This window comes from Corynebacterium aurimucosum (assembly GCF_046895345.1).
Lineage (GTDB): Bacteria > Actinomycetota > Actinomycetes > Mycobacteriales > Mycobacteriaceae > Corynebacterium > Corynebacterium aurimucosum_G.
This window is the reverse complement of sequence record NZ_CP160096.1, coordinates 865,719-885,656: the sequence shown is the minus strand read 5'-3', so window position 1 is coordinate 885,656 and position 19,938 is coordinate 865,719. Positions and strand designations below refer to the sequence as shown.

Sequence of the window (19,938 nt, the reverse complement as noted above, 5' to 3'; positions counted from 1 at the left end):
GCATCTCCCGACGGTCCGTGGCAAGCTAGTAGGCATGAGCACTACGCAAGATTTTCTCGATTTCATCGCCGCCAGTCCCTCCTCTTATCACGCGGCTGAGGAGGTAGCGCGCGCACTCGTTGATGCGGGTTTTAGCCGCCAAGACGAGTCTGCCGAATGGTCGGCTGCACCAGGCGGTCACGTCATGGTCCGGGGTGGTGCGGTCATGGCATGGTTCGTCCCCGAAGGTGCTGGCCTGGATTCGGGTTTCCGGATTATCGGCTCCCATACTGATTCGCCCGGTCTTGCTCTCAAGCCCACCCCGGATTTCGATTCCGCCGGCTGGCAGCAGGTAGCCGTCGAGGTTTATGGCGGAGTCCTTCTCCACAGCTGGTTTGATCGCGAGCTCACCGTCGGTGGTCAAGTCGTCCTGCGTGATGGCACCCGCCACTTGGTCAACACCGGCCCGCTGCTTCGTCTTCCCTCGCTGGCGATTCACCTCTACCGCAAGGATGAGTTCAAACCGGATCGCCAGCGCCACATGCAGCCAGTGCTCTCCGTGGGCACTCCGGAAACGTCGGTGATGGGGGTCGTCGGCAAGCAGCTAGGCGTCGCCCCGGAAGATATCGCTTCCTTCAACCTCATTACCGCCGATGCCCAGCGCGGTGAGGTCTTTGGCGCCGGCGAAAAGCTCATCGCTGCTGGACGCATGGACAATCTCTCTTCCGTTCACGCCTCCCTGCGTGCCCTCCTCGCCGCCGCCCGCAACGCCGACTCAATTGAGCACAAGGACATCCTCGTCATGGCGGCCTTCGACCACGAAGAGGTCGGTTCCTCCTCGCGCTATGGCGCGGGCTGCCCGATTCTGGGAGATATCCTTACCCGTACGGCACGGGCGCTCGGCGCAAACGAGGAGCAGCGCTTCCAGATGTTCGCGCGGTCCAGCTGTGTGTCTGCGGATGCCGCCCACTCCGTGCACCCCAACTACGCGGAGAAGCACGATCCCACGCACCACCCGATCATCGGCCAGGGACCTGTGACCAAGATCAACGGCAACCAGCGCTACGCCTCCGATGCTCACACCGTGGCCCTGTGGGAATCCGCCTGCCGCCGTGCGGACGTTCCGGCCCAGCGCTTCGTGGGAAATAACGACGTGCCCTGCGGCTCTACTATCGGGCCGATTTCCGCCACTCGCTTGGGCATCCCCACCGTCGACGTGGGAGTTCCGATGCTTTCGATGCACTCGGCCCGCGAGTTGGTGGGCGAGCGCGACCAACTATGGCTTGGTAACGCCCTTGAGGCATACTTGGTGGGTTAATCCTTACCACCTTCAACTATGTGAAAGGTTCCCACGCCATGGCTTATTCAGGCCCCTTCCGCTACGGCGACCGCGTGCAGCTCACCGATGCCAAGCGGCGTCACTACACCATCGTCCTCGAGGAGGGAGGCCAGTTCCATTCGCACAAGGGCATCATCAACCACGATGATGTCGTCGGCATGGATGAGGGCTCCGTCATCGATTCGACTCTGGGTAGCTCCTTCCTCCTGTTCCGCCACCTCATGGTGGACCATGTCCTGTCGATGCCACGGGGTGCCGCGGTGATCTATCCCAAAGACTCCGCGCAGATTCTGGTCGAAGGCGATATCTTCATGGGCGCACGCGTGCTCGAGGCCGGCGCCGGTTCCGGTGCTCTCTCAATGACGCTGTTGCGCGCCGTGGGGCCGGAAGGCCACGTTTTCTCCTATGAGGTACGCGATGACCACTTGGAATACGCCGTGGACAACGTCACCGAATACTTCGGTAAACAGCCCGAATGGTGGAGCCCGCGTCTGGGAGACTTGGCCGATGTCACCGTCGAGGAGCTGGGCGGCCCCGTGGACCGCGTCATCCTAGACATGCTCGAGCCCTGGGAGCACCTCGAGAAGGTGCGCGACATCCTCATTCCAGGCGGCGTTTTCATGACCTACGTGGCCACAGTGCCACAGCTGATGAAGGTGATGGAGGGAATCCGCGAGCTCAAGTGCTTCACGGAGCCGCGGGCCTGGGAGTCCCTCGTGCGTGAATGGAAGGTGGAAGGTTTGGCCACCCGCCCGGAGCATCGCATGAACGCGCACACCGCGTTTCTGATCTGGACGCGCCGGCTTGCCGACGGCGTCACTCCGCCCCGCCCACAGCGCCGCGCCCGAAAATAAGCCCCTCACGCTAAACGTGGCGCACTGCGCGCTAGGGTGGACTCTATGAACGATGCCACTCATTCCCAGGAACTTGGCCAGCAGCGTCGCCAGATAGAGCAGCTCGCTGAACGCAATGCCAAGCTTGCTGCCCTGTTGAAGGATGCGCGTACAAAGCTTCAGCAGATGCTCGCGGAAGTTGATGCTCTTGCGGAGCCCGCCTCAACGTACGGTGTCTTTCTTGGCTATTCCGGGCGCGCGCATGATTCACGCCGTGACGCCGAGGTTTATACCAATGGCCGAGCCATGCGGGTCAAGATTTCGCCAAACCTGGAGCCCGGCTCCCTGAAAGTTGGTCAGCAGGTTCGCTTGGGCGAGGGCTTCGTCGTCGTGGAGGCCTGCGCCCCGGTGAATACGGGCGCGCTGGCAACGCTCCAAGAACGTCTCGGCACCGACCGCGCCGTGGTCATCAATTCCTCTGGTGAGGAGCAGGTTGTTCTCCTCGCTGCAGCACTGCGGGATACCGTGCGCGCCGGCGATACCCTCTTGGTTGAGCCCAAATCTGGTGTAGCCACCGATCGCGTGCACAAGACTGAGGTAGCGCAACTCACGCTGGAGGAAGTTCCTGACGTCTCCTACGAGGACATCGGCGGTTTGGATGAGCAGATCTCCCTCATCCGTGACTCCGTCGAGCTGCCTTTCCTGCACCCGGAGCTCTACCGCCAGTACGATCTCCAGCCGCCCAAGGGCGTACTGCTCTACGGCCCGCCGGGCTGCGGCAAAACGCTTATCGCCAAGGCGGTGGCGCATTCGCTGTCCGCGTCGCTCGGAGCTAGTGCCCCCAGCTACTTTCTCAATGTAAAGGGCCCAGAACTGCTCAACAAATTCGTGGGCGAGACTGAGCGCCGCATCCGCCTCATTTTTGAGCGCGCCCGCGAGCTTGCCTCCGAGCCCAGCGCCGATGGCAGCCAGCGCCCGGTCATCATCTTCTTCGATGAGATGGAATCCATCTTCCGCACACGTGGTTCCGGCGTGTCCTCCGATATGGAAACCACCGTCGTCCCGCAGCTGTTGACGGAGCTGGACGGTGTGGAGAAGCTCAGCAACGTCATCGTCATCGGTGCCACCAACCGCGAGGAACTCATCGACCCCGCCATCATGCGCCCGGGGCGCCTCGACATCAAGATCCGTGTCAACCGCCCGACCAAACAGGGCGCACGCGAAATCTTTGCCCGCCACTTCCCGGAGTCCGTCCCCCACGAGGGCGATATTTCCCAGCTCATCGATACCGCGGTCGAAGACCTCTACGCCGAGCGGCCGTTTGTCAAACTCCACTTCGCTAACGCGGATCCGCGCGTGCTGCACTACCGGGACTTCGTGTCTGGCGCCATGATCGCCAACATCGTTTCCCGTGCCAAGAAGCTAGCGATTAAGGCAGCGTTGGACACAACCACAAACCGCGAAGCGGCACAGCCCGCAGGCATCACCGCCGCGCACCTGCACCAGGCCATCGCCGCTGAGCAGGCAGAATCTGAATACGTACCGACCTCCGCCAACCCGGAGGAATGGGCGAAGATCGTCGCCGGTACCTCTGCTGGCGCATATGTCACAGAGGTCGAATTGATGGGAGTGTAGCCATGAGCCGTGTTCTAGGAACCGAAACTGAATATGGAATCTCTACGCCGTCCAACCCGGCACTGTCACCGATTGTGACCTCCACCCATGCTGTTGTGGCCTATGCCGCCCTGCATACCGGTGCGCGCTCCCGCTGGGATTTTCGGGAGGAGCACCCACTGCGCGATAGCCGCGGTTTCGATCTCAAGCGCTATCACACCGTGCCCGTCGTGGATCCGAATGCTTTGGGAGTGGCCAACGTGGTGACCGCCAATGGTGCGCGTTTCTACGTCGATCACGCCCATCCCGAGTACTCCTCACCGGAGTGCACGAATGCCTGGGATGCGATGCTTTACGACGCCGCCGGCGACCTCATCCTGCGCCGTGCAGGGGAGGCCGTAGCATCGTTGACCGCTCAGGACACGTCCGTACTGGCCACGCACGATCCCTGCCCGCCGCTGAAGTTTTACAAGAACAACGTGGACGGCAAGGGAGCTTCCTATGGCAGCCACGAGAACTATCAGTACTCCAGGGATACGGACTTCGAGGATATTGCCCAGGGGCTGATTCCCTTCTTCGTCGCCCGCCAGGTAGTCACCGGTGCCGGGCGCATGGGTTTGGGCGCTGACGGAGAGGGACCAGGCTTCCAGATCTCGCAGCGCGCTGACTATATCGAGCAAGAAATCTCCTTGGAGACCACCCTGAACCGCGGCATCATCAACACCCGCGACGAGCCGCACGCGGTGGCCGAGGACTTCGGTCGCCTACACGTCATCATCGGCGATGCCACGATCTCCCATACCTCGACGCTGCTCAAGCTGGGCATGACCTCGCTGGTGCTCGATGCCATCGAGAGCGGCGTGGACTTTAGTGACCTGCGCCTAGCAGAGCCAGTGGAGGAGGTGCAGCGGGTGAGCCGCGACCTCACCTTGACGCACCAGCTGACGCTTCGCGACGGCCGCCGCCTCACCGCCCTCGACCTCCTCGCGGTCTACCGGGAGAGGGTCACCGCCGCCTCAGAAGCGGATGAAAAAGTGCTCGCCGCCTGGGACGAGGTTGTCGACCTCCTGGCCGAGAACCCGCTCAAGGCCGCCCACCTGCTGGATTGGGTAGCCAAATACCGCTTGATTAAGGGCTACCTCGACCGCGGCGTGGATGCCGATGACCCGAAGCTAGCGCTCATCGATCTGCAGTACACCGATATCGATCCGGCAAAGTCCCTCTACCATGCGCTCGTGCGCAAGGGACAGATGCGTACTTTGGTTAGCGAGGAAGAGATCGCCGCAGCTGCCGATACTCCTCCTGCGGATACTCGCGCCTACCTGCGCGGCCATGCCACCCGAAAGTTCGGAGAGGATGTCTTAGCGGCGTCCTGGCAGTCGCTGACCTTCCGCATCGGTGAAGCCGAAGGTTCTAACTCTGGAACCGCCTGCGTGGCGCTTGACGACACCACACGTCTTGGGCAGGACGAGGTGGGCGTTTTGCTGGAATCTGCAAACAGCGCCGCCGACTTCGTAGATAGTTTGCGCCAGCTCGGGGTGCGAATCGAGTACCCTACACTGTATTAGCGCAGCATTCTCCACTCGCGAAAGGAGCTCTCACCATGAGCGGACAACAGTCTCAGATCAACGCCGGTGGCGGCAACGGTCAAGGAGGCGACACTCCGGAGTTCGATGCCGGACAAGTCAGCATCAACAGCGCGGGTACCGATGACCTCCTCGACGAGATTGACGGCCTTTTGGAGTCCAATGCCGAGGAGTTCGTGCGCTCCTACGTCCAAAAGGGCGGCGAATAAAGGTGGAACGGTCCTCCGGTGGCGCCCCTGTTTATGCGCGCCGAATCATGGGAGTTGAAACCGAGTACGGCATTACTGCGAGCGCAAGCGATGGACAGCGGGTGATGTCCCCGGATGAAATCGCCCGCGTGCTTTTCCGGCCCATCGTGTCGAAGTACTCCTCCTCGAATATCTTTAGCACCAACGCCTCCCGTCTCTACCTTGACGTCGGCTCCCACCCGGAGGTGGCTACCGCGGAATGCGATAGCCTGAGCCAGCTCATTGCCTATGAGCGCGCCGGCGATGCCATGGTCAACCGCATGGCCGTGCAGGCGGAGGAAAATCTGGCGGCGGAGGGGGAGAAGCGCGCCGTCTATCTGTTCAAGAATAACGTCGATTCCGCGGGCAATTCCTACGGCTGCCACGAGAACTACCTCATCGGCCGCCACGTAGTGCTCAAGGACCTCGGCAAAGCTCTCCTGCCATTCATGATCACACGCCAGCTCATCTGTGGCGCGGGGATGATTAGACCTGCTAGGGGAGAAGAAGCAGCTCGTTTCGTGCTCTCGCAGCGCGCCGACCAAGTCTGGGAAGGCGTGTCCTCCGCCACGACTCGCTCGCGGCCCATCATCAATACTCGCGATGAACCGCATGGGGATTCGAAGCGTTTCCGTCGCATGCACGTTATCGTCGGCGACTCCAATATGGCTGAGCCCACGATGGCCCTCAAAGTTGGCTCCACGCTGCTCATGCTGGAGATGCTGGAGGCCGGTTTTGAGGTGCCGGCATTCTCGGTACTCGAGCCAATTAAACACATTAGGGCTATCGCCCTCGACCCCACCGGCCGCACCGAGCTCCCGCTTGAGGGAGGCGGCAGCACCACCGCACTCGCCGTGCAGCAAGAGCTCTGCACCGCCGCTGAGCGTTGGCTGGAACACCGCGAAGACACAGGCACGCCGACGGCTGAGCTGGCCCGTGTCGTGGACTTGTGGAAGCGCACCCTCCTGGCCATCGAGACGCAGGACTTTTCTGACGTCGACCGCGAGATCGACTGGGTCATCAAGCGCAGCCTGCTGAACCGCTACCGAGAGCGCCTGGGCGGGGATTGGTCGCACCCCAAGCTGGCACAGATTGATCTGACCTACCACGACATCCGTCCCGGCCGTGGTCTCTACAGCGTATTGGAGCAGCGCGGCATGGTGAAGCGCTGGATCGGCGATGCTGCAATCGATGCTGCCGTTGACACCGCCCCGCAGACCACCCGTGCCAAGCTGCGCGGGGAGTTTCTCGCTGTTGCCCGCGAGTTCGATGCCGCGGTAACGGTGGATTGGACGCGGATGAAGGTCAACCGTCCGGAGCCCATGACCGAGGAATTCTCTGATCCCTTTGTGTCCGAGGACCCGCGCCTAGATGGGTTGTTAGACTACATGCGTTCGCACCCAGGCTCGTAGAGCCGTAGAGCTGATCAAGGAACCTGCCACTATGCCTTCAGCAGATCGCACTGCAGCCCGGACGCCGGTCAGAGACCGCGCTATCGAAAGGCTCACCAACCTCACCTTCGCCCTCCATGGCGCCGCGCACCAAGGCGGAGTTCCTGACCGCAGCGCAGCCTGGATTCGCAGCCACGTCGAGGGCTACCAGTCTCGCAGTGACGAGGCTTTTCAGAAACAACTTTCCCGTGACATTCTGACTCTGCAACGCGCTGGTGTTCCGGTAGTGCACAGCAGCGGCGAGCAAGGGTCGCTTTACCGCCTTGATCCCGAAAGCTACCAGCTGCCTGCCGTGGATTTCACCCCTGAGGAGGCCATGGTGTTGGGCGTTGCCGGCGGCATTGGCACCCCTGGGGGTTTAAGCGATTTCAGCCTATCTGCGTGGACCAAGATCGCGGCCTCGGGAGCTTCGCGTGACTTGAACGGTGCACCGGTTTATACCGCAGTCAATGACATGACCAGATTGAGCCCAGAGCTTGTCACCGCGGTGATCACGGCCGTTCGTGCTGGACTACGTATCTCCTTCGATTACTACGCTACGCCCTCTGCCAAAGCGGTTCGCCGCCACATGGATCCCTGGGGGCTGGTCAACCACCGTGATCGGGTCTATCTCGTTGGTTGGGATGTGGACCGCGAAGCACCCCGGACGTTTCGCGCTACCCGCGTGGATAACGTCAGGCGTTCGCGTCATGCAGCCACGCACCTCGAGCCCACCGCACCACTGCAAGAGCTCGTTGTGGAGGCACTAGACCGTGGCGATACCGTGGACGCTCTCCTTGACGTACCAGAGGGCCAAGCTGTCGAGCTTGTCGACGCCGGACGCAGGCGCGAGGACAACCTCGTAGAACTCACCGCCGTGCGGCGGGATTGGCTGGTGCGCACCGCTGCTGGTTATGCGCCAGATGTTGTGGTGATCGAACCGCCAGAAGTGCGTGCTGACATCATCACACTCTTAACTGTCGGCTGTACCGATGCGACGGTGGCCGCGACCACGGGGACGACAAAGGCACCGACGAAGGAGGCCCACCGTGGCTGATCAACCTCGCAAGCTGCAATCGCTGGTTCGTTCCCTCAACCTTATCCCGTATCTTCGCAACCACCCGGGGCTAACCCCGATGGAGGCCGCTGAGGATTTAGGGATGACCCCTACTGAACTTAAGGATGCTGTCGATAGACTTTTCTGCTCTGGTGTAGGCCGCAATACTGAAGACCTTATCGATTTAAGCTTTAGCTACCGCGATGGCATCGAAATCTACAACGACCAGGGCCTCACCCAGGCATTGCGTTTGACCCCCACCGAGGCCGGCGCGTTGTTGCTAACGCTTGAGTCCCTCGAGGCAATGCCGGGGCTTGTCGACGTCTCCGCAGTCCATTCTGCTGCCGCGAAACTGCGCGGAATCATGGATGAAAAGACCGCCGCCATTTATGACTCGTTGGCCACGATTAATCCCGAAGAGTCGCAGGTGCAGGCCGCGCTAGCGGGGGCCGTCGACAAGCGCCAGCAAGTGCGCTTTACCTACTGGAGCATGTCCTCCAACCGCACCAGCGAGCGTACCGTGCACCCGGCCCGCATCTTCATCGTGGATGGCGAGCCCTACCTCGTGGCATGGGATGAATCGGTGGGGGAGCACCGCACCTTCCGCCTCGACCGCATGAGTGATGTCGAGGTGCTCGAAGCTTCCGCTACCCCGCGCGTGCGAGAGCTGGATTTCAACCCGGACTCGCCGTTTGGTCTAGATCACACTCTTGTTGCGGAGCTGGAGATTAACCAAGAATTCACCTGGCTAGCAGAACACTACGACATCACCCTAGGCGAAACACTTGAAAATGGGTTCATAGCTGCGCAGATGCCCGTCGGATCCGAGGCATGGTTTAGTCGTTTCGCCCTCGGGCAAGCTGACCGTTTGCGGGTCGTGGGACCCCAGAAGCTTGTCGACGCCATTTCGGAGCATAGAAATCGGGCGCTGGAGCGTTATACTCAACTGCCAGACTAAGAGCTCTCCTGCGTGCGCCCCGTGCAGCACTTCGTTGCGTGGAACCGTACGCTTTATCGACCTAGAAAGAAGGGGCACCCTCCATGACCGTGGGACCTTTGGAAATCGGCCTTGTCGTCCTCGTTATCGTGCTGTTGTTCGGCGCAAGGAAGCTGCCAGAGCTAGCTCGCTCTATGGGCCGATCCATGCGCATCTTCAAGTCTGAAGTAAAAGAAATGAAGGAGGAGAACAACACTCCTGAGCAGCAGGCCCAGATTGCTGCTTCCAAGAAGAATGACGAAGACTTCTGGAATAGCCCAGAGATGCAGCCGCGTGCTTCTAAGCCGGCTGACGGAAACCAGAACTAATAATCTTTTCTCGGCGAGCAGACCGCGCTCTGAGTTTCTCGGAGCAGTAGGGCCTTGCCTGCCGCCGTGGGCTTTTCTGTGGAGGTCTTGCTGTGAGTGCCGCGAGCACACCGTCTAATACTGGTTCTAACGCGCGGAAACAAAAATGGGGCTCAAAGCTACGCCGCAAGCCCAAGAATCCGACGGGGGAGATGACCCTAGTCCAGCACCTCCAGGAGCTGCGCCGACGCATCGTCATTTCTCTCCTCGCTTTGGTGGTTGGCGCCATCATTGGTTTTATTTGGTACCAGAACGCCCCGTTTGGCACGTCACCGCTGGGCGAAATCCTGCGCGGTCCTTATTGTTCGCTTCCTGAGGAAAAGCGTGTTTCTTTCACCGCCGACGGTGAGTGCCGCCTGCTTGCCACCAGCCCGTTCGAAATGCTGTTATTGCGCCTCAAGGTCGGTGCGTTGGCTGGCGCCGTATTGTCCTCACCGGTCTGGCTCTACCAGATCTGGGCCTTCATCGTGCCTGGCCTCCACAAGAACGAGCGCCGCTTTACCTTCTTGTTTGTCTCGACAGCGGTTCTGCTTTTCGTCCTCGGCGCGATTCTTGCCTACGTCATCCTTTCCGTGGGCTTGGAATTCCTCATGGGGATGGGCTCCGAGTACCAAACTGCGGCACTGACGGGTGAGCGTTACTTCTACTTCTTGCTGGCGTTGCTCCTGATTTTCGGCGTGAGCTTTGAGATCCCATTACTTGTGGTCTGCCTCAACCTGATTGGTGTCTTGGAGTATGACCACGTCAAGGACAAGCGTCGCATCATCATTGTCGCCATCATGATTTTCGCGGCGGTTGTCACACCGGGCCAAGAGCCCTTTTCAATGCTGGTCTTGGCTGGTGCCCTCGTAATCCTTGTCGAGATAGCTTTCCAATTCTGCCGCATCAACGACAAGCGCCAGAAGCGCGAGCGCCCAGACTGGCTTGACCTCGATGACGAAACTGCCTCCGCGCTGGGTGAAGGTCCGGGTGCCATAGGCGCACCAACCCCGGTATCTGCGCCCACTAATGTTTCTGCGTCATCGACGCCGGTGTCTTCTAGGCCTGGGGCCTCGGTTTCGACCGGTGACGCTCGGGTGTCGAAGCCTCAACAGACGAACACGCAGCCCCCGCAGAGCGGCTTTTTCGACGACGTTCTGTAGGCTCTTGAGCCTCCTGCCCAAGAGTTCTGCTCGGAGCCTGGTACCGGCGTGCTAGCAGACGGTGTCTGACGGGTACCCTGGGGACTTATGACACTGACGCATCTGGACGAGTTCACCCAAGCACTGCCGTACTCACTGGATGACTTCCAGATCCAGGGATGCCAAGCCGTGGAAGACGGCCACGGCGTTCTGGTCTGTGCACCCACCGGTGCCGGTAAAACCGTGGTGGGTGAGTTCGCCGTGTCCTTGGCGCTGCGCCAAGGGACCCGCTGTTTCTACACCACACCCATCAAAGCGCTGAGTAACCAGAAGTATCACGACCTGGTTGACGCACATGGTGAGGATGCGGTCGGGCTGCTGACCGGTGACGTCTCCATTAATTCCTCCGCGGACATCCTCGTGATGACCACTGAGGTTTTGCGCAACATGATTTATGCGGGCTCAGGCGCACTGGACCGCTTGACCCACGTGGTGATGGATGAGATCCACTTCCTGGCCGATGCCTCACGCGGCGCAGTATGGGAAGAAGTCATCCTCAACCTTGAGGAGCACGTTTCCATCATCGGCTTGTCGGCAACGGTGTCCAACTCCGAGGAATTCGGCCGGTGGCTGACCACCGTGCGCGGGGATACCAAGGTCATCGTCACTGAAAAGCGCCCCGTACCACTGGACCAGTGGATGATGGTCGGCCGCAAAATCTATCCGCTCTTTGAACCCGAGTCAGGCGGTCAAGTAAACACTGAGCTAGAACGGCGTATCCATCGACTGGAAGCTGGTGATAGCGATACGGGACGCGCAGACTATGCCCAGAACCGCGCAAGCTTTCGCGCCCGCGCTCGGCACAAAGGCGGCGGGCGCAACGATCGGCGCAGGGATTCACGCAGTGGTGCGCCCCGCGTGCAAGACCGTTACCGTCCGCTTGGCAGGCCGGAGGTACTCAAAGAGCTGCAGTCAATGAACATGCTGCCGGCAATTACCTTCATCTTCTCCCGCGCAGGCTGCGATGGTGCGTTGTACCAGTGTTTGCGCTCCCGCATGGTGTTGACCTCCCCGGAGGAGGCCATCGAGATTAAGGCCATTGTCGATAAAGGCGTGGAAGGCATCCCGGAAGAGGACCTCAAGGTCCTTGATTTCAAGCGCTGGCGCGAGGCACTCTCGCGCGGCTTTGCCGCTCACCACGCAGGCATGCTTCCGGCCTTTCGGCACATCGTGGAGGAGCTCTTCGTGAAAGGCCTGGTTCGTGCGGTCTTTGCCACCGAAACCCTTGCCCTAGGCATCAATATGCCGGCGCGCACCGTGGTGCTGGAGAAGCTAGTGAAGTTCAACGGCGAGGCACACGTGGACCTCACCCCCGGCCAGTACACTCAGCTCACCGGTCGAGCAGGCAGGCGTGGCATCGATACCCTGGGCAATGCCGTCGTGCAGTGGGCACCAGCTATGGATCCCACTGCGGTCGCGGGACTTGCATCGACCCGTACATATCCGCTCATTTCTACTTTCGAACCTGGCTACAACATGGCCATTAACCTGCTGGGCATGCTCGGCTTTGATGACTCGCTGCGCCTGTTAGAAAAGTCTTTTGCTCAGTTCCAGGCGGATGGATCCGTTGTGGAGGAAACCCGCGAGATCGAGCGTGCCGAACACCGCGTCCGCGAGCTTCGCACGCAGTTGGATGAGGCCGTGGATAATTTGGCTCCGCCGGTCACCGATGGCGAGGACCCAGCTGAGATCCTCATGGACTACATGCGGTTGCGCCGTGCGCTAACTGAGGAGGAGAAAACGGCACGGGCCTCCAAGAAGGAGGAGCGGCACAAGGAGGTCGCAGCGGTCCTTGCCCGGCTGCAGGTCGGTGAGGTCATCGCTATCGCCACGAAGAAGCGCCCAACTCTGGCCGTCGTTATTACCCCGGCAAACCAGACTGCTGATCCACGTCCCTGGGTTACCACGGAGACCGGCTGGTCTGGGCGTATCGATTCCGCCGGCATTGATAATCCTCCAATCGTCGTCGGCCACATGAAGCTCCCGCGTGCAGCCCAGAAGAATCCGCGCCGCCATACCCGATTTGTCCAGGAGTCCTTCAAGCGCGACTACTACAAGCGGCCGAAGAAGATGCGCACCGAGCCGCGCAATCGCCCCAACAAGAAGATAGCGCAGTTGCGCGATGCCCTCCGCGAACATCCAGTGCACCATTGGCCGGCGACTGACCGCGAGCAATTGGCCGGTGTGGCACAAAAGCTGGCGCGCCGCGAGAGAGAACTGGCACGACTAGAAGCCAAGGTAGAGCGCGCCACAGATACCCTTGGCCGCACGTTTGAGCGCATCGTGGACCTGCTGGCAGAGATGGACTACGTGGAGTTCGAAGGCTATGGAGTAAACCGCGAACCGGTCATCACGGATGAGGGCGAGCGCTTGGCCAAGATCCATTCCGAATCCGACCTCCTGGTTGCGCAATGCCTCAAGCGCGGTATCTGGAACGAGCTTGACCCGGCGGAGCTCGCTGGTGTGGCCTCCCTCTGCGTCTTCGAAAACCGCAAGGCCACCCGCGGCGAACCTGGCGCAGCAACCGACGAGATGGCGGACGCCATGAACGCAACCTGGCGCATCTACGGAGAGCTCGTCGCCGATGAGAAACGCCATAACCTGCCTCAAACGCGCGAGCCGGAGCCAGCCTTTGCACTCGCTGTCCACCAGTGGACCGCGGGCGCCCCCTTGGCCTATTGCATGGCCGCGGCAAACGAATCCGGCGCGGAACTCACCCCCGGTGACTTTGTCCGCTGGTGTCGACAGGTCATCGACCTGCTCCAGCAGGTGGCCAAGACCGGCTACGAGGACGAGATTCGCCGAAATGCCCGGCGCGCCATTGACGCGATCCAGCGCGGCGTCGTCGCCATCGGCGCCTAGGCTTAGCGCCTAGTTTTCGGAGCCACCGCGAAGCAGTGCCGTGGCTGCCGCCGCGAGTGCTTGGCGGTGGGGCGCAACTAGTGCCACAGTGGCGAGCTTGAGGTTGCGCCCCAGCGGGTTAAGTATGAGGGCTTGCGTACCGATGACGGCGTCATCGACTAAAGCTGGACCGCCCGAGTCACCTTTGACTGCCGGAATCGTGTTGAAGACAAATCCGGCGGGGGAGACAGTGGTGCGGAAGTCAATGGACCAGGTGCGGAAGAAGGGAAGGAGAAAAAGCCCACTGCGTTGCTGGGCACGGCGAGCTTTTCCGCCGTATCCCCAGGTGGTGACTGGGGAGCGGAATGGTGGGGTGCTTTTTGCAAGCCCAGGAAGGTCCCGGGGCGGGGCCGGCCGGTCTAGCAAGCACAGCGCCATGTCGGTCCCGTCAATCGTGCGCACGGCGGCCACGCGCCGATTGAACCCGCCACTCACCTTGTACTGATCCCCTCTGTCAAGGCCGCCGCGGAAGAAGTGCGCGCAGGTCAGAACCAACCGGGTTGCCTGCTGGGTGCGGGGGTTTAAGGAGGCATCGATGAGCACTCCCGAGCAATAGCTTGAACGATTACGGATCTTGACGGCAGCGCGATGGGAATTCACGCCTCCCAGCTTAACTGGACGAAGGCGGGCGGTAGGCTAACTGTCATGACTGATTATGCGCCCCGACTGAGCCGCTCCCGCGCTATCGCCGCTGCTAAGGGCATCGACATCCTGTTAGTGGGGACAGGTGCCGAATTCGCGTACCTCACCGGTTCGTGGGTTTCCTCCCACGAGCGCCTGACCTGTTTGGTTATCTGCCCCGATGCCGAACCGGTAATCGTCGCCCCCAGCACCGACATTGAGTCGCTTCAGGGCGTTGCAGCCCAGCTGGTGGGGTGGAGCGATGGGCAGGATCCCTATGCGCTGGCCTTGGGAGGTGTGCGCCCTACCACCGTTGCCTTGGGGTCCTCACTCACCGCCGATCACGTGCTGCGCTTTCAATCCGCAATTGACAACCTGGAGGCGAAGTCCACGAAAGAACAGCACGCTGCAAAGTGTGTTCTGGTCACCGAGGCCCTCGCCGAGCTTTTTACCCGCAAGGATCCAGATGAGGTGGCTGAGCTGCGCGCTGCAGCGAGAGCTATCGACGCTGTACACGCCGAGGTGCCGCGCCTCCTGCAGCCGGGCCGCACCGAGGCCGACGTAGCCGCAGATGTACGGGAGCTTATCCTGCGCGAGCACCGCGAGGTGGATTTCATCATCGTGGGCTCCGGTCCGAATGGAGCCAACCCACACTATGACTTTGGGGACCGTGTACTCGCCGCCGGCGATCCCGTGGTAGTGGATATTGGCGGCACGCTGCCCTCGGGCTATCGCTCCGACTGCACCCGCACCTACGTGGTTGGTGCCGATCCTGCTGCCGCGCCGGCAGAGTTTCGCGAGGCTTACTCGGTCCTAGAAAAGGCCCAGGCTGCCGGACGAGCTGCCGCACGCCCGGGGGCGAGCGCCCAGGATATTGACCGTGCCACGCGCAGTGTGATCGAAGCAGCCGGTTGGGGTGAATATTTCACGCACCGCACTGGGCACGGCATTGGCTTGTCCACGCACGAGGAGCCCTTCATCATGGAGGGAAATGAGCTGGAGCTTTCCCAATCCATGGCCTTTTCTATTGAGCCGGGTGTCTACGTGCCGGGTAAGTGGGGCATGCGTCTGGAAGACATCGTGGTGACCACTGAATCCGGGTGTGAGTCCCTGAACCAGGCCCCAAGGGGGTTGCGTTAATGGGTGCGCTGTTGATTCTTGGCGGGCGCAGCGATATCGGTGGGGAGCTTGCGTGTCGGCTGTGCGTGGGGCGCCCAGTGGTACTCGCCGCACGCGGTGAGCACGGGATGGAGAAACTGCGCTCGAAACTTATGCATGATGGAGCGAGGTCCGTGCACACGCTATCTTTCGACGCTGCGGATGTCTCCTCCCACCGCTCAGTCATCGAACAAGCCTCAGCACTCGCGGATGAGGACATTACAACAGCGGTCGTCGCCTTCGGAATCCTGGGTGATCAGGAACGCGCCGAGCATGACGAGGCCCACGCCTTCGACATAGCACTGGTGGACTTTGCAGCGCAGGTATCCATACTCACCGTGCTCGCTGATGTCATGACCACGGGCCACATCGTGGCCTTTTCCTCCATCGCCGGCTGGCGTGCGCGCAGAGCCAACTATGTCTATGGCTCGACAAAGGCTGGCCTGGATGCTTTCTGCCAGGGTTTAGCGGATCGGCTGCAGGGCAGCGACCTAGCCCTGATCACCGCGCGCCCCGGATTCGTCATCGGATCCATGACTGAGGGGATGAAACCCGCGCCCTTGTCGGTGACCCCAGACGTCGTGGCACAAGCTGTGGTGAAGGCCATCGAGTCCTCGTCGGGTACCGAGTCCCCGTCGGATTCACGGCCGGTCTCCCGTACGCTGTGGATCCCCCGGAGGCTTAAGGTGTTGGCGTGGATCATGAAGCTGGTCCCACGGCCAATCTGGCGGCACATGCCGCGCTAGTGATGCCCGAGGGCGGGGGAGTTAGCATCAAAGATGAAGCCGCGCGGCGCAAGGACTCGGAGCACGACGTCAGCATCGCCTTCGGCCAAATCGTGGATAACCAAACCCCGCCACGGCGTAACTGAAATCGACGCGCCCAGCTGGGCCATGAGTCCAGCGTATTCGCCGGGCAACACGCCATCCTGCAGCCCCGCGCCCAGATCGACGCGGCCGGGCTCAGTGTGTTCGGTCAGCCAGCCGATGGGCAAGGTCGGCGCGGCAGAGGCAGCACGCGTCGGCGAGGGGAAGCCATCGATGGCTTCAGGGCGCTGAGCAGATAGCTCGAGCGCGTAGTCGACGAGCTGAGAAATCGCACCGTCTAGTTCTAGGGCCGGACCGGTAACCGCCCCCTCTCGGATGAGGCGCACGGAGCCGGCGTCCTCGTCTTCTTTAGTGCTAGTACCGGATAGTTGGAGCCCAGCCGCCACACCGTGTGAGAGGAGATCGCCCGCGCCACCATCGATACCGAAGAGTGCATCCTGGTCGAGAGCGGCGGAGGCTCCTTCGGCTGCAGCCAGGGCATCAGCAACGTGCTGCGCCACACGGCGTGCATGAACGGAGAGGGGAGAGGCCAGCACGTGGGCGGCGGTGGTGGGAAGGGGGACGTCGCCAAGCACCTGCTCATCACGGATGCCGCGCAGGCTGATGACGCTGTGCTGCTCTAGGTACACAAAGCCGTCGCCGTGTTCTCTGGCGGTCTGGCCTAGGGCAAGCCACTGCTCGGGGGTGACAACACCGCCGGCGGGATGGAAGCGCAAGGTATCGGATTCGGGATGCTTCAACTCGGGGAGGGACATGGTGGGTCAGTCTAATCGCTCCGGGAGGGTCTCCAGCGAACCGGCAGGTCCAGCAAGTATGGTGGGCTGCATGCCGTTTCTTCTGTTCATCGCGTACATCCTCCTCGAAACCCTGGCTTTTTGGGCCGTCGCCGAGTGGATTAGCGTGCTGTGGGCACTATTAGCCTTGGCGCTGACCATGCTCTTCGGCATGACGATAGCCAGCTGGGAAGTTCGCCGCATGATGGTCAGCCGCATCCGCCAGACCGAAGACGGAGTCTATGTAATGGAGGATCCCACTCCAGGTAAAACAGCCGGCAACGTCGGCCTGACTATGGTGGGCGGAATCCTGCTTTCGCTGCCCGGCTTCGTCTCCACGATCATCGGGGTTCTGCTCATTTTTGCGCCAACGCGTTCCATCATCCGCACGCTTCTTGCCGCGTCGATGTTCCGGAAAATCGAAGACATGGGCGTGCGCGTTTACGAGGCCTCACCCATGGCGCAGCACCGCGACTCCTATGGATCCTTTGGAAACTTCGGCGCGGGCGCTGGCGGCAGCGCCATGGGGAGCAGGGGACAAGCGGACCAAACGCACGAAGTCCTCGATGAAGATGAAATCCGCACATGGACCCAACACGTCAAGCCCGAGGACTTTGAGGACGGAAATAAATAGTGCTCGCTGTGTGTGCCCGGCTTGTCCTCGCAGCCCTTTCGGGCGCGGTCACGTATCTATCGGTGGAGCCGCGCGGCTGGTGGGCTGCGGGAATCATTGGGGTGGCCATGTTGGTGGCTGCGTTATCGCCTTGGCGAAACCCTCTGCATTTAGGGTGGGCGGCGCTCATCGCTGTGGTCCATAGCGCTGTCTTATATCTATTCACTCTGCCGTGGATTGGTGAGCTCGTAGGCAACATGCCCTATATTGCGCTCGCTATCTTCCTGTCCCTGTACAGCATCCTCCTCGGTATCGGCGGGGCAGCGTTGCTGCGCTTGAGTTATGGCTACGCACTTTTTCCCTTCTTCTATGTGGCGGTGGAAATGCTGCGCTCCTCCGTGCCCTTTGGAGGGTTTGCCTGGGTACGTCTGGCGTGGGGACAGATTGAAGGGCCGCTTGCCAACCTTGCCCCATGGGGTGGGCCTGCGCTCATTAGCTTTGCGGTCGTCTGCGTCGCCGCGGGAGTGGTGGGCCTTGCGCGCGCACCACGGTTGGCCTGTGCATTCCTGGCGGTGCCGCTTCTTGCAGGGCTCATCGCAGCGCAAGGCGTGAATCAACCTAACCACACCACAGGCACGGTCACGGTAGCCGCTGTCCAGGGAAACGTCCCGCGGCTGGGCCTTGACTTTGCAGCGCAACGCCGCGCAGTGTTGGATAACCACGTCCGCGTCACCGAACAAGCCGCACAGGATGGGCACCGCCCGGATATCGTTATCTGGCCGGAGAACTCCTCCGATATCAACCCTTTTGCCAACGAGGACGCACGGGCGCTTATCGACGGCGCCGCCCACGACATCGACGCCCCCATCTTGGTCGGAACTCTCACCCGAGATGAGGTCGGCGCGCGCAATACTATGCAGGTGTTCAACCCGGATGGCTCGGTGGGGCAACACCACTACAAGAAATACTTGCAGCCCTTTGGTGAGACGATGCCGATGCGCGAATTCTTTAGGAAGATCACTGATCTGGTAGACCTCGCGGGCGATATGAAGCCCGGTGACGGGTCAGGCGTGGTGACCATGGCCGGGACTGCAGTGGGCGTTGCTACGTGCTACGAGGTCAGCTTTGACCAGGCGTTCCGAACGGCCATCGAAAACGGCGCACAGATTCTCACAACGCCGACCAATAACGCCACGTTCAGCGATTCTGACATGACCTACCAGCAGCTGGCTATGAGCCGCCTGCGCGCGATGGAAGCGGACCGAGCCGTGGTTGTGTCCGCCACATCAGGAGTCTCAGCCATCGTGCACCCCGATGGTTCAGTGAGCCAAGACAGCGGTATCTTTGAACCGACGTACCTCGAAGAGGAACTTCCGCTGCGAGAAGGGCATACATTTGCGGTGCGTTATGGTTCGCTCCTGCAGTGGCTCATGACTATTATTGGAACGGTCTGCGCGCTGTTTGCGATCTATTCCACCCGCTTGTCCGGACGACGCAGTGCGCCTTAAAGCAGAAACCCAAAGGAGCAAGGAACTAGTGAGCTCGACCCACGAATCAACTCTGGTCATCATCCCCACCTATAACGAGATTGAGAACCTGCCGCTGATTACCGGCCGCGTGCGCAAGGCAACGCCAGAGGTTCACATCCTAATCGTGGACGATAATTCCCCGGATGGTACCGGAGAGGCCGCGGACAAGCTGGCCGCCGAGGATTCTCACCTGCACGTTCTACACCGCGAAGGAAAAGGTGGCCTCCTCGGCGCCTACATCGCCGGCTTCGAGTGGGGGCTGGAGAAGGACTACCAGGTTCTGTGCGAAATGGATGCCGACGGCTCCCACGCTCCGGAGCAGCTGCACCTGCTGCTCGAGGAAATTGACAAGGGCGCTGACTTGGTAATCGGCTCTCGCTACGTGCCGGGCGGCGAGACCGTCAACTGGCCTGCCAACCGTGAACTGCTCTCCCGTCTGGGCAACAAGTACATTTCGGTGGCCCTGGGGGCCGGTATCAATGACATGACTGCTGGCTACCGCGCTTTCCGGCGCGAACTTCTTGAACACCTCGACTTTGAAGAGCTCTCCAACGCCGGCTATATCTTCCAGGTGGACGTTGCCTTCCGCGCCATCAAGGATGGCTTCGATGTCCGCGAGGTTCCGATCACCTTTACCGAGCGTGAGCTTGGCGAATCCAAGCTGGACGGCTCCTTTGTCAAGGATTCCCTGCTCGAAGTAACCAAGTGGGGCGTGGCTCACCGCTCTGAGCAGATCAGTGATTTCACTTCGGAAGTATCGAAGATCGGCTCCCGCACGGTCAAAGACATGGAGCTTGGCCCGAAGGTCAACACGGCCAAGAATGCCGTGGCCGACTTTGTTTCCGAAGTCTCCAACCTGGTGAAAGGCACCCTCAAGCGTTAATTTGATGCTCATGGCGCCCGATACACGCGCGTGAGGAATAAGA

Annotated in this window: 18 protein-coding genes; 16 read left to right on the top strand and 2 right to left on the bottom strand. The window is 61.0% G+C overall.

Annotated features, from left to right (window positions below; all coding sequences use genetic code 11):
• Positions 1 to 34: 34 nt before the first annotated feature.
• From ABZS45_RS04310 to ABZS45_RS04260, 11 genes are all read left to right on the top strand, one after another.
• Complete coding sequence (locus ABZS45_RS04310) at positions 35 to 1,297, top strand: M18 family aminopeptidase (protein ID WP_412100783.1); 1,263 nt, start codon at positions 35 to 37, stop codon at positions 1,295 to 1,297.
• A 38-nt stretch (positions 1,298 to 1,335) separates the two neighbouring features.
• Positions 1,336 to 2,172, top strand: coding sequence for a tRNA (adenine-N1)-methyltransferase (locus ABZS45_RS04305; protein WP_010186638.1), 837 nt, complete (start codon positions 1,336 to 1,338; stop codon positions 2,170 to 2,172).
• Positions 2,173 to 2,217: 45 nt separating this feature from the next.
• A complete protein-coding gene (gene arc / locus ABZS45_RS04300; RefSeq protein ID WP_412100782.1) occupies positions 2,218 to 3,786 on the top strand; it encodes a proteasome ATPase in 1,569 nt (522 codons plus the stop codon).
• A gap of 2 nt (positions 3,787 to 3,788) precedes the next feature.
• A complete protein-coding gene (gene dop, locus ABZS45_RS04295) occupies positions 3,789 to 5,333 on the top strand; it encodes a depupylase/deamidase Dop (RefSeq protein WP_412100781.1) in 1,545 nt (514 codons plus the stop codon).
• Positions 5,334 to 5,368: 35 nt separating this feature from the next.
• Positions 5,369 to 5,560 carry a ubiquitin-like protein Pup gene (locus ABZS45_RS04290; protein ID WP_010186632.1) on the top strand — a complete coding sequence of 64 codons (192 nt, stop codon included), beginning with the start codon at positions 5,369 to 5,371 and terminating at the stop codon, positions 5,558 to 5,560.
• Between the two features lie 47 nt (positions 5,561 to 5,607).
• The gene (gene pafA, locus ABZS45_RS04285; RefSeq protein WP_412101136.1) at positions 5,608 to 6,990 is read left to right on the top strand and encodes a Pup--protein ligase; all 1,383 of its coding nucleotides are present in this window, start codon (positions 5,608 to 5,610) and stop codon (positions 6,988 to 6,990) included.
• Between the two features lie 31 nt (positions 6,991 to 7,021).
• On the top strand, positions 7,022 to 8,065 hold the full coding sequence (locus ABZS45_RS04280) for a helix-turn-helix transcriptional regulator (RefSeq protein ID WP_412100780.1): 1,044 nt from the start codon (positions 7,022 to 7,024) through the stop codon (positions 8,063 to 8,065).
• On the top strand, positions 8,058 to 9,023 hold the full coding sequence (locus tag ABZS45_RS04275; protein WP_412100779.1) for a helix-turn-helix transcriptional regulator: 966 nt from the start codon (positions 8,058 to 8,060) through the stop codon (positions 9,021 to 9,023). The genes ABZS45_RS04280 and ABZS45_RS04275 overlap by 8 nt, the downstream gene beginning before the upstream one ends.
• Positions 9,024 to 9,106: 83 nt before the next feature.
• Positions 9,107 to 9,370: a Sec-independent protein translocase subunit TatA gene (gene tatA / locus ABZS45_RS04270; RefSeq protein ID WP_412100778.1), complete on the top strand. Its 264-nt coding sequence runs from the start codon at positions 9,107 to 9,109 to the stop codon at positions 9,368 to 9,370.
• Between the two features lie 191 nt (positions 9,371 to 9,561).
• Positions 9,562 to 10,551 (top strand): twin-arginine translocase subunit TatC, encoded by a 990-nt coding sequence (gene tatC, locus ABZS45_RS04265; RefSeq protein ID WP_412100777.1) that lies wholly within the window; start codon positions 9,562 to 9,564, stop codon positions 10,549 to 10,551.
• 87 nt (positions 10,552 to 10,638) lie between these two features.
• Positions 10,639 to 13,452 carry a DEAD/DEAH box helicase gene (locus ABZS45_RS04260; protein WP_412100776.1) on the top strand — a complete coding sequence of 938 codons (2,814 nt, stop codon included), beginning with the start codon at positions 10,639 to 10,641 and terminating at the stop codon, positions 13,450 to 13,452.
• 9 nt (positions 13,453 to 13,461) lie between these two features.
• On the opposite strand, the gene ABZS45_RS04255 is transcribed toward ABZS45_RS04260, so the two are convergent.
• Positions 13,462 to 14,091, bottom strand: coding sequence for a trypsin-like peptidase domain-containing protein (locus ABZS45_RS04255; RefSeq protein ID WP_412100775.1), 630 nt, complete (start codon positions 14,089 to 14,091; stop codon positions 13,462 to 13,464).
• A gap of 45 nt (positions 14,092 to 14,136) precedes the next feature.
• On the opposite strand from ABZS45_RS04255, the gene ABZS45_RS04250 reads away from it, so the two are divergent.
• Entirely contained in the window at positions 14,137 to 15,252 is a 1,116-nt protein-coding gene (locus ABZS45_RS04250; RefSeq protein ID WP_412100774.1) for a M24 family metallopeptidase, read from the top strand.
• Positions 15,252 to 16,016: an SDR family oxidoreductase gene (locus ABZS45_RS04245; RefSeq protein ID WP_412100772.1), complete on the top strand. Its 765-nt coding sequence runs from the start codon at positions 15,252 to 15,254 to the stop codon at positions 16,014 to 16,016. Before ABZS45_RS04250 ends, ABZS45_RS04245 begins: the two co-directional genes overlap by 1 nt.
• Here ABZS45_RS04245 and ABZS45_RS04240 read toward each other — a convergent pair.
• Positions 16,013 to 16,852: a cobalamin biosynthesis protein gene (locus tag ABZS45_RS04240; RefSeq protein ID WP_412100771.1), complete on the bottom strand. Its 840-nt coding sequence runs from the start codon at positions 16,850 to 16,852 to the stop codon at positions 16,013 to 16,015. The genes ABZS45_RS04245 and ABZS45_RS04240 overlap by 4 nt on opposite strands.
• A 70-nt stretch (positions 16,853 to 16,922) precedes the next feature.
• Between ABZS45_RS04240 and ABZS45_RS04235 the strand changes: the two genes are divergently transcribed.
• From ABZS45_RS04235 to ABZS45_RS04225, 3 genes are read left to right on the top strand one after another with little or no spacing between them, the layout of a single operon-like run.
• Positions 16,923 to 17,504, top strand: coding sequence for an FxsA family protein (locus ABZS45_RS04235; protein WP_412100770.1), 582 nt, complete (start codon positions 16,923 to 16,925; stop codon positions 17,502 to 17,504).
• Positions 17,504 to 18,991 (top strand): apolipoprotein N-acyltransferase, encoded by a 1,488-nt coding sequence (lnt, locus tag ABZS45_RS04230; protein WP_412100769.1) that lies wholly within the window; start codon positions 17,504 to 17,506, stop codon positions 18,989 to 18,991. Before ABZS45_RS04235 ends, lnt begins: the two co-directional genes overlap by 1 nt.
• A gap of 28 nt (positions 18,992 to 19,019) precedes the next feature.
• Complete coding sequence (locus ABZS45_RS04225) at positions 19,020 to 19,895, top strand: polyprenol monophosphomannose synthase (RefSeq protein ID WP_412100768.1); 876 nt, start codon at positions 19,020 to 19,022, stop codon at positions 19,893 to 19,895.
• The last annotated feature ends 43 nt before the right edge of the window (positions 19,896 to 19,938 follow it).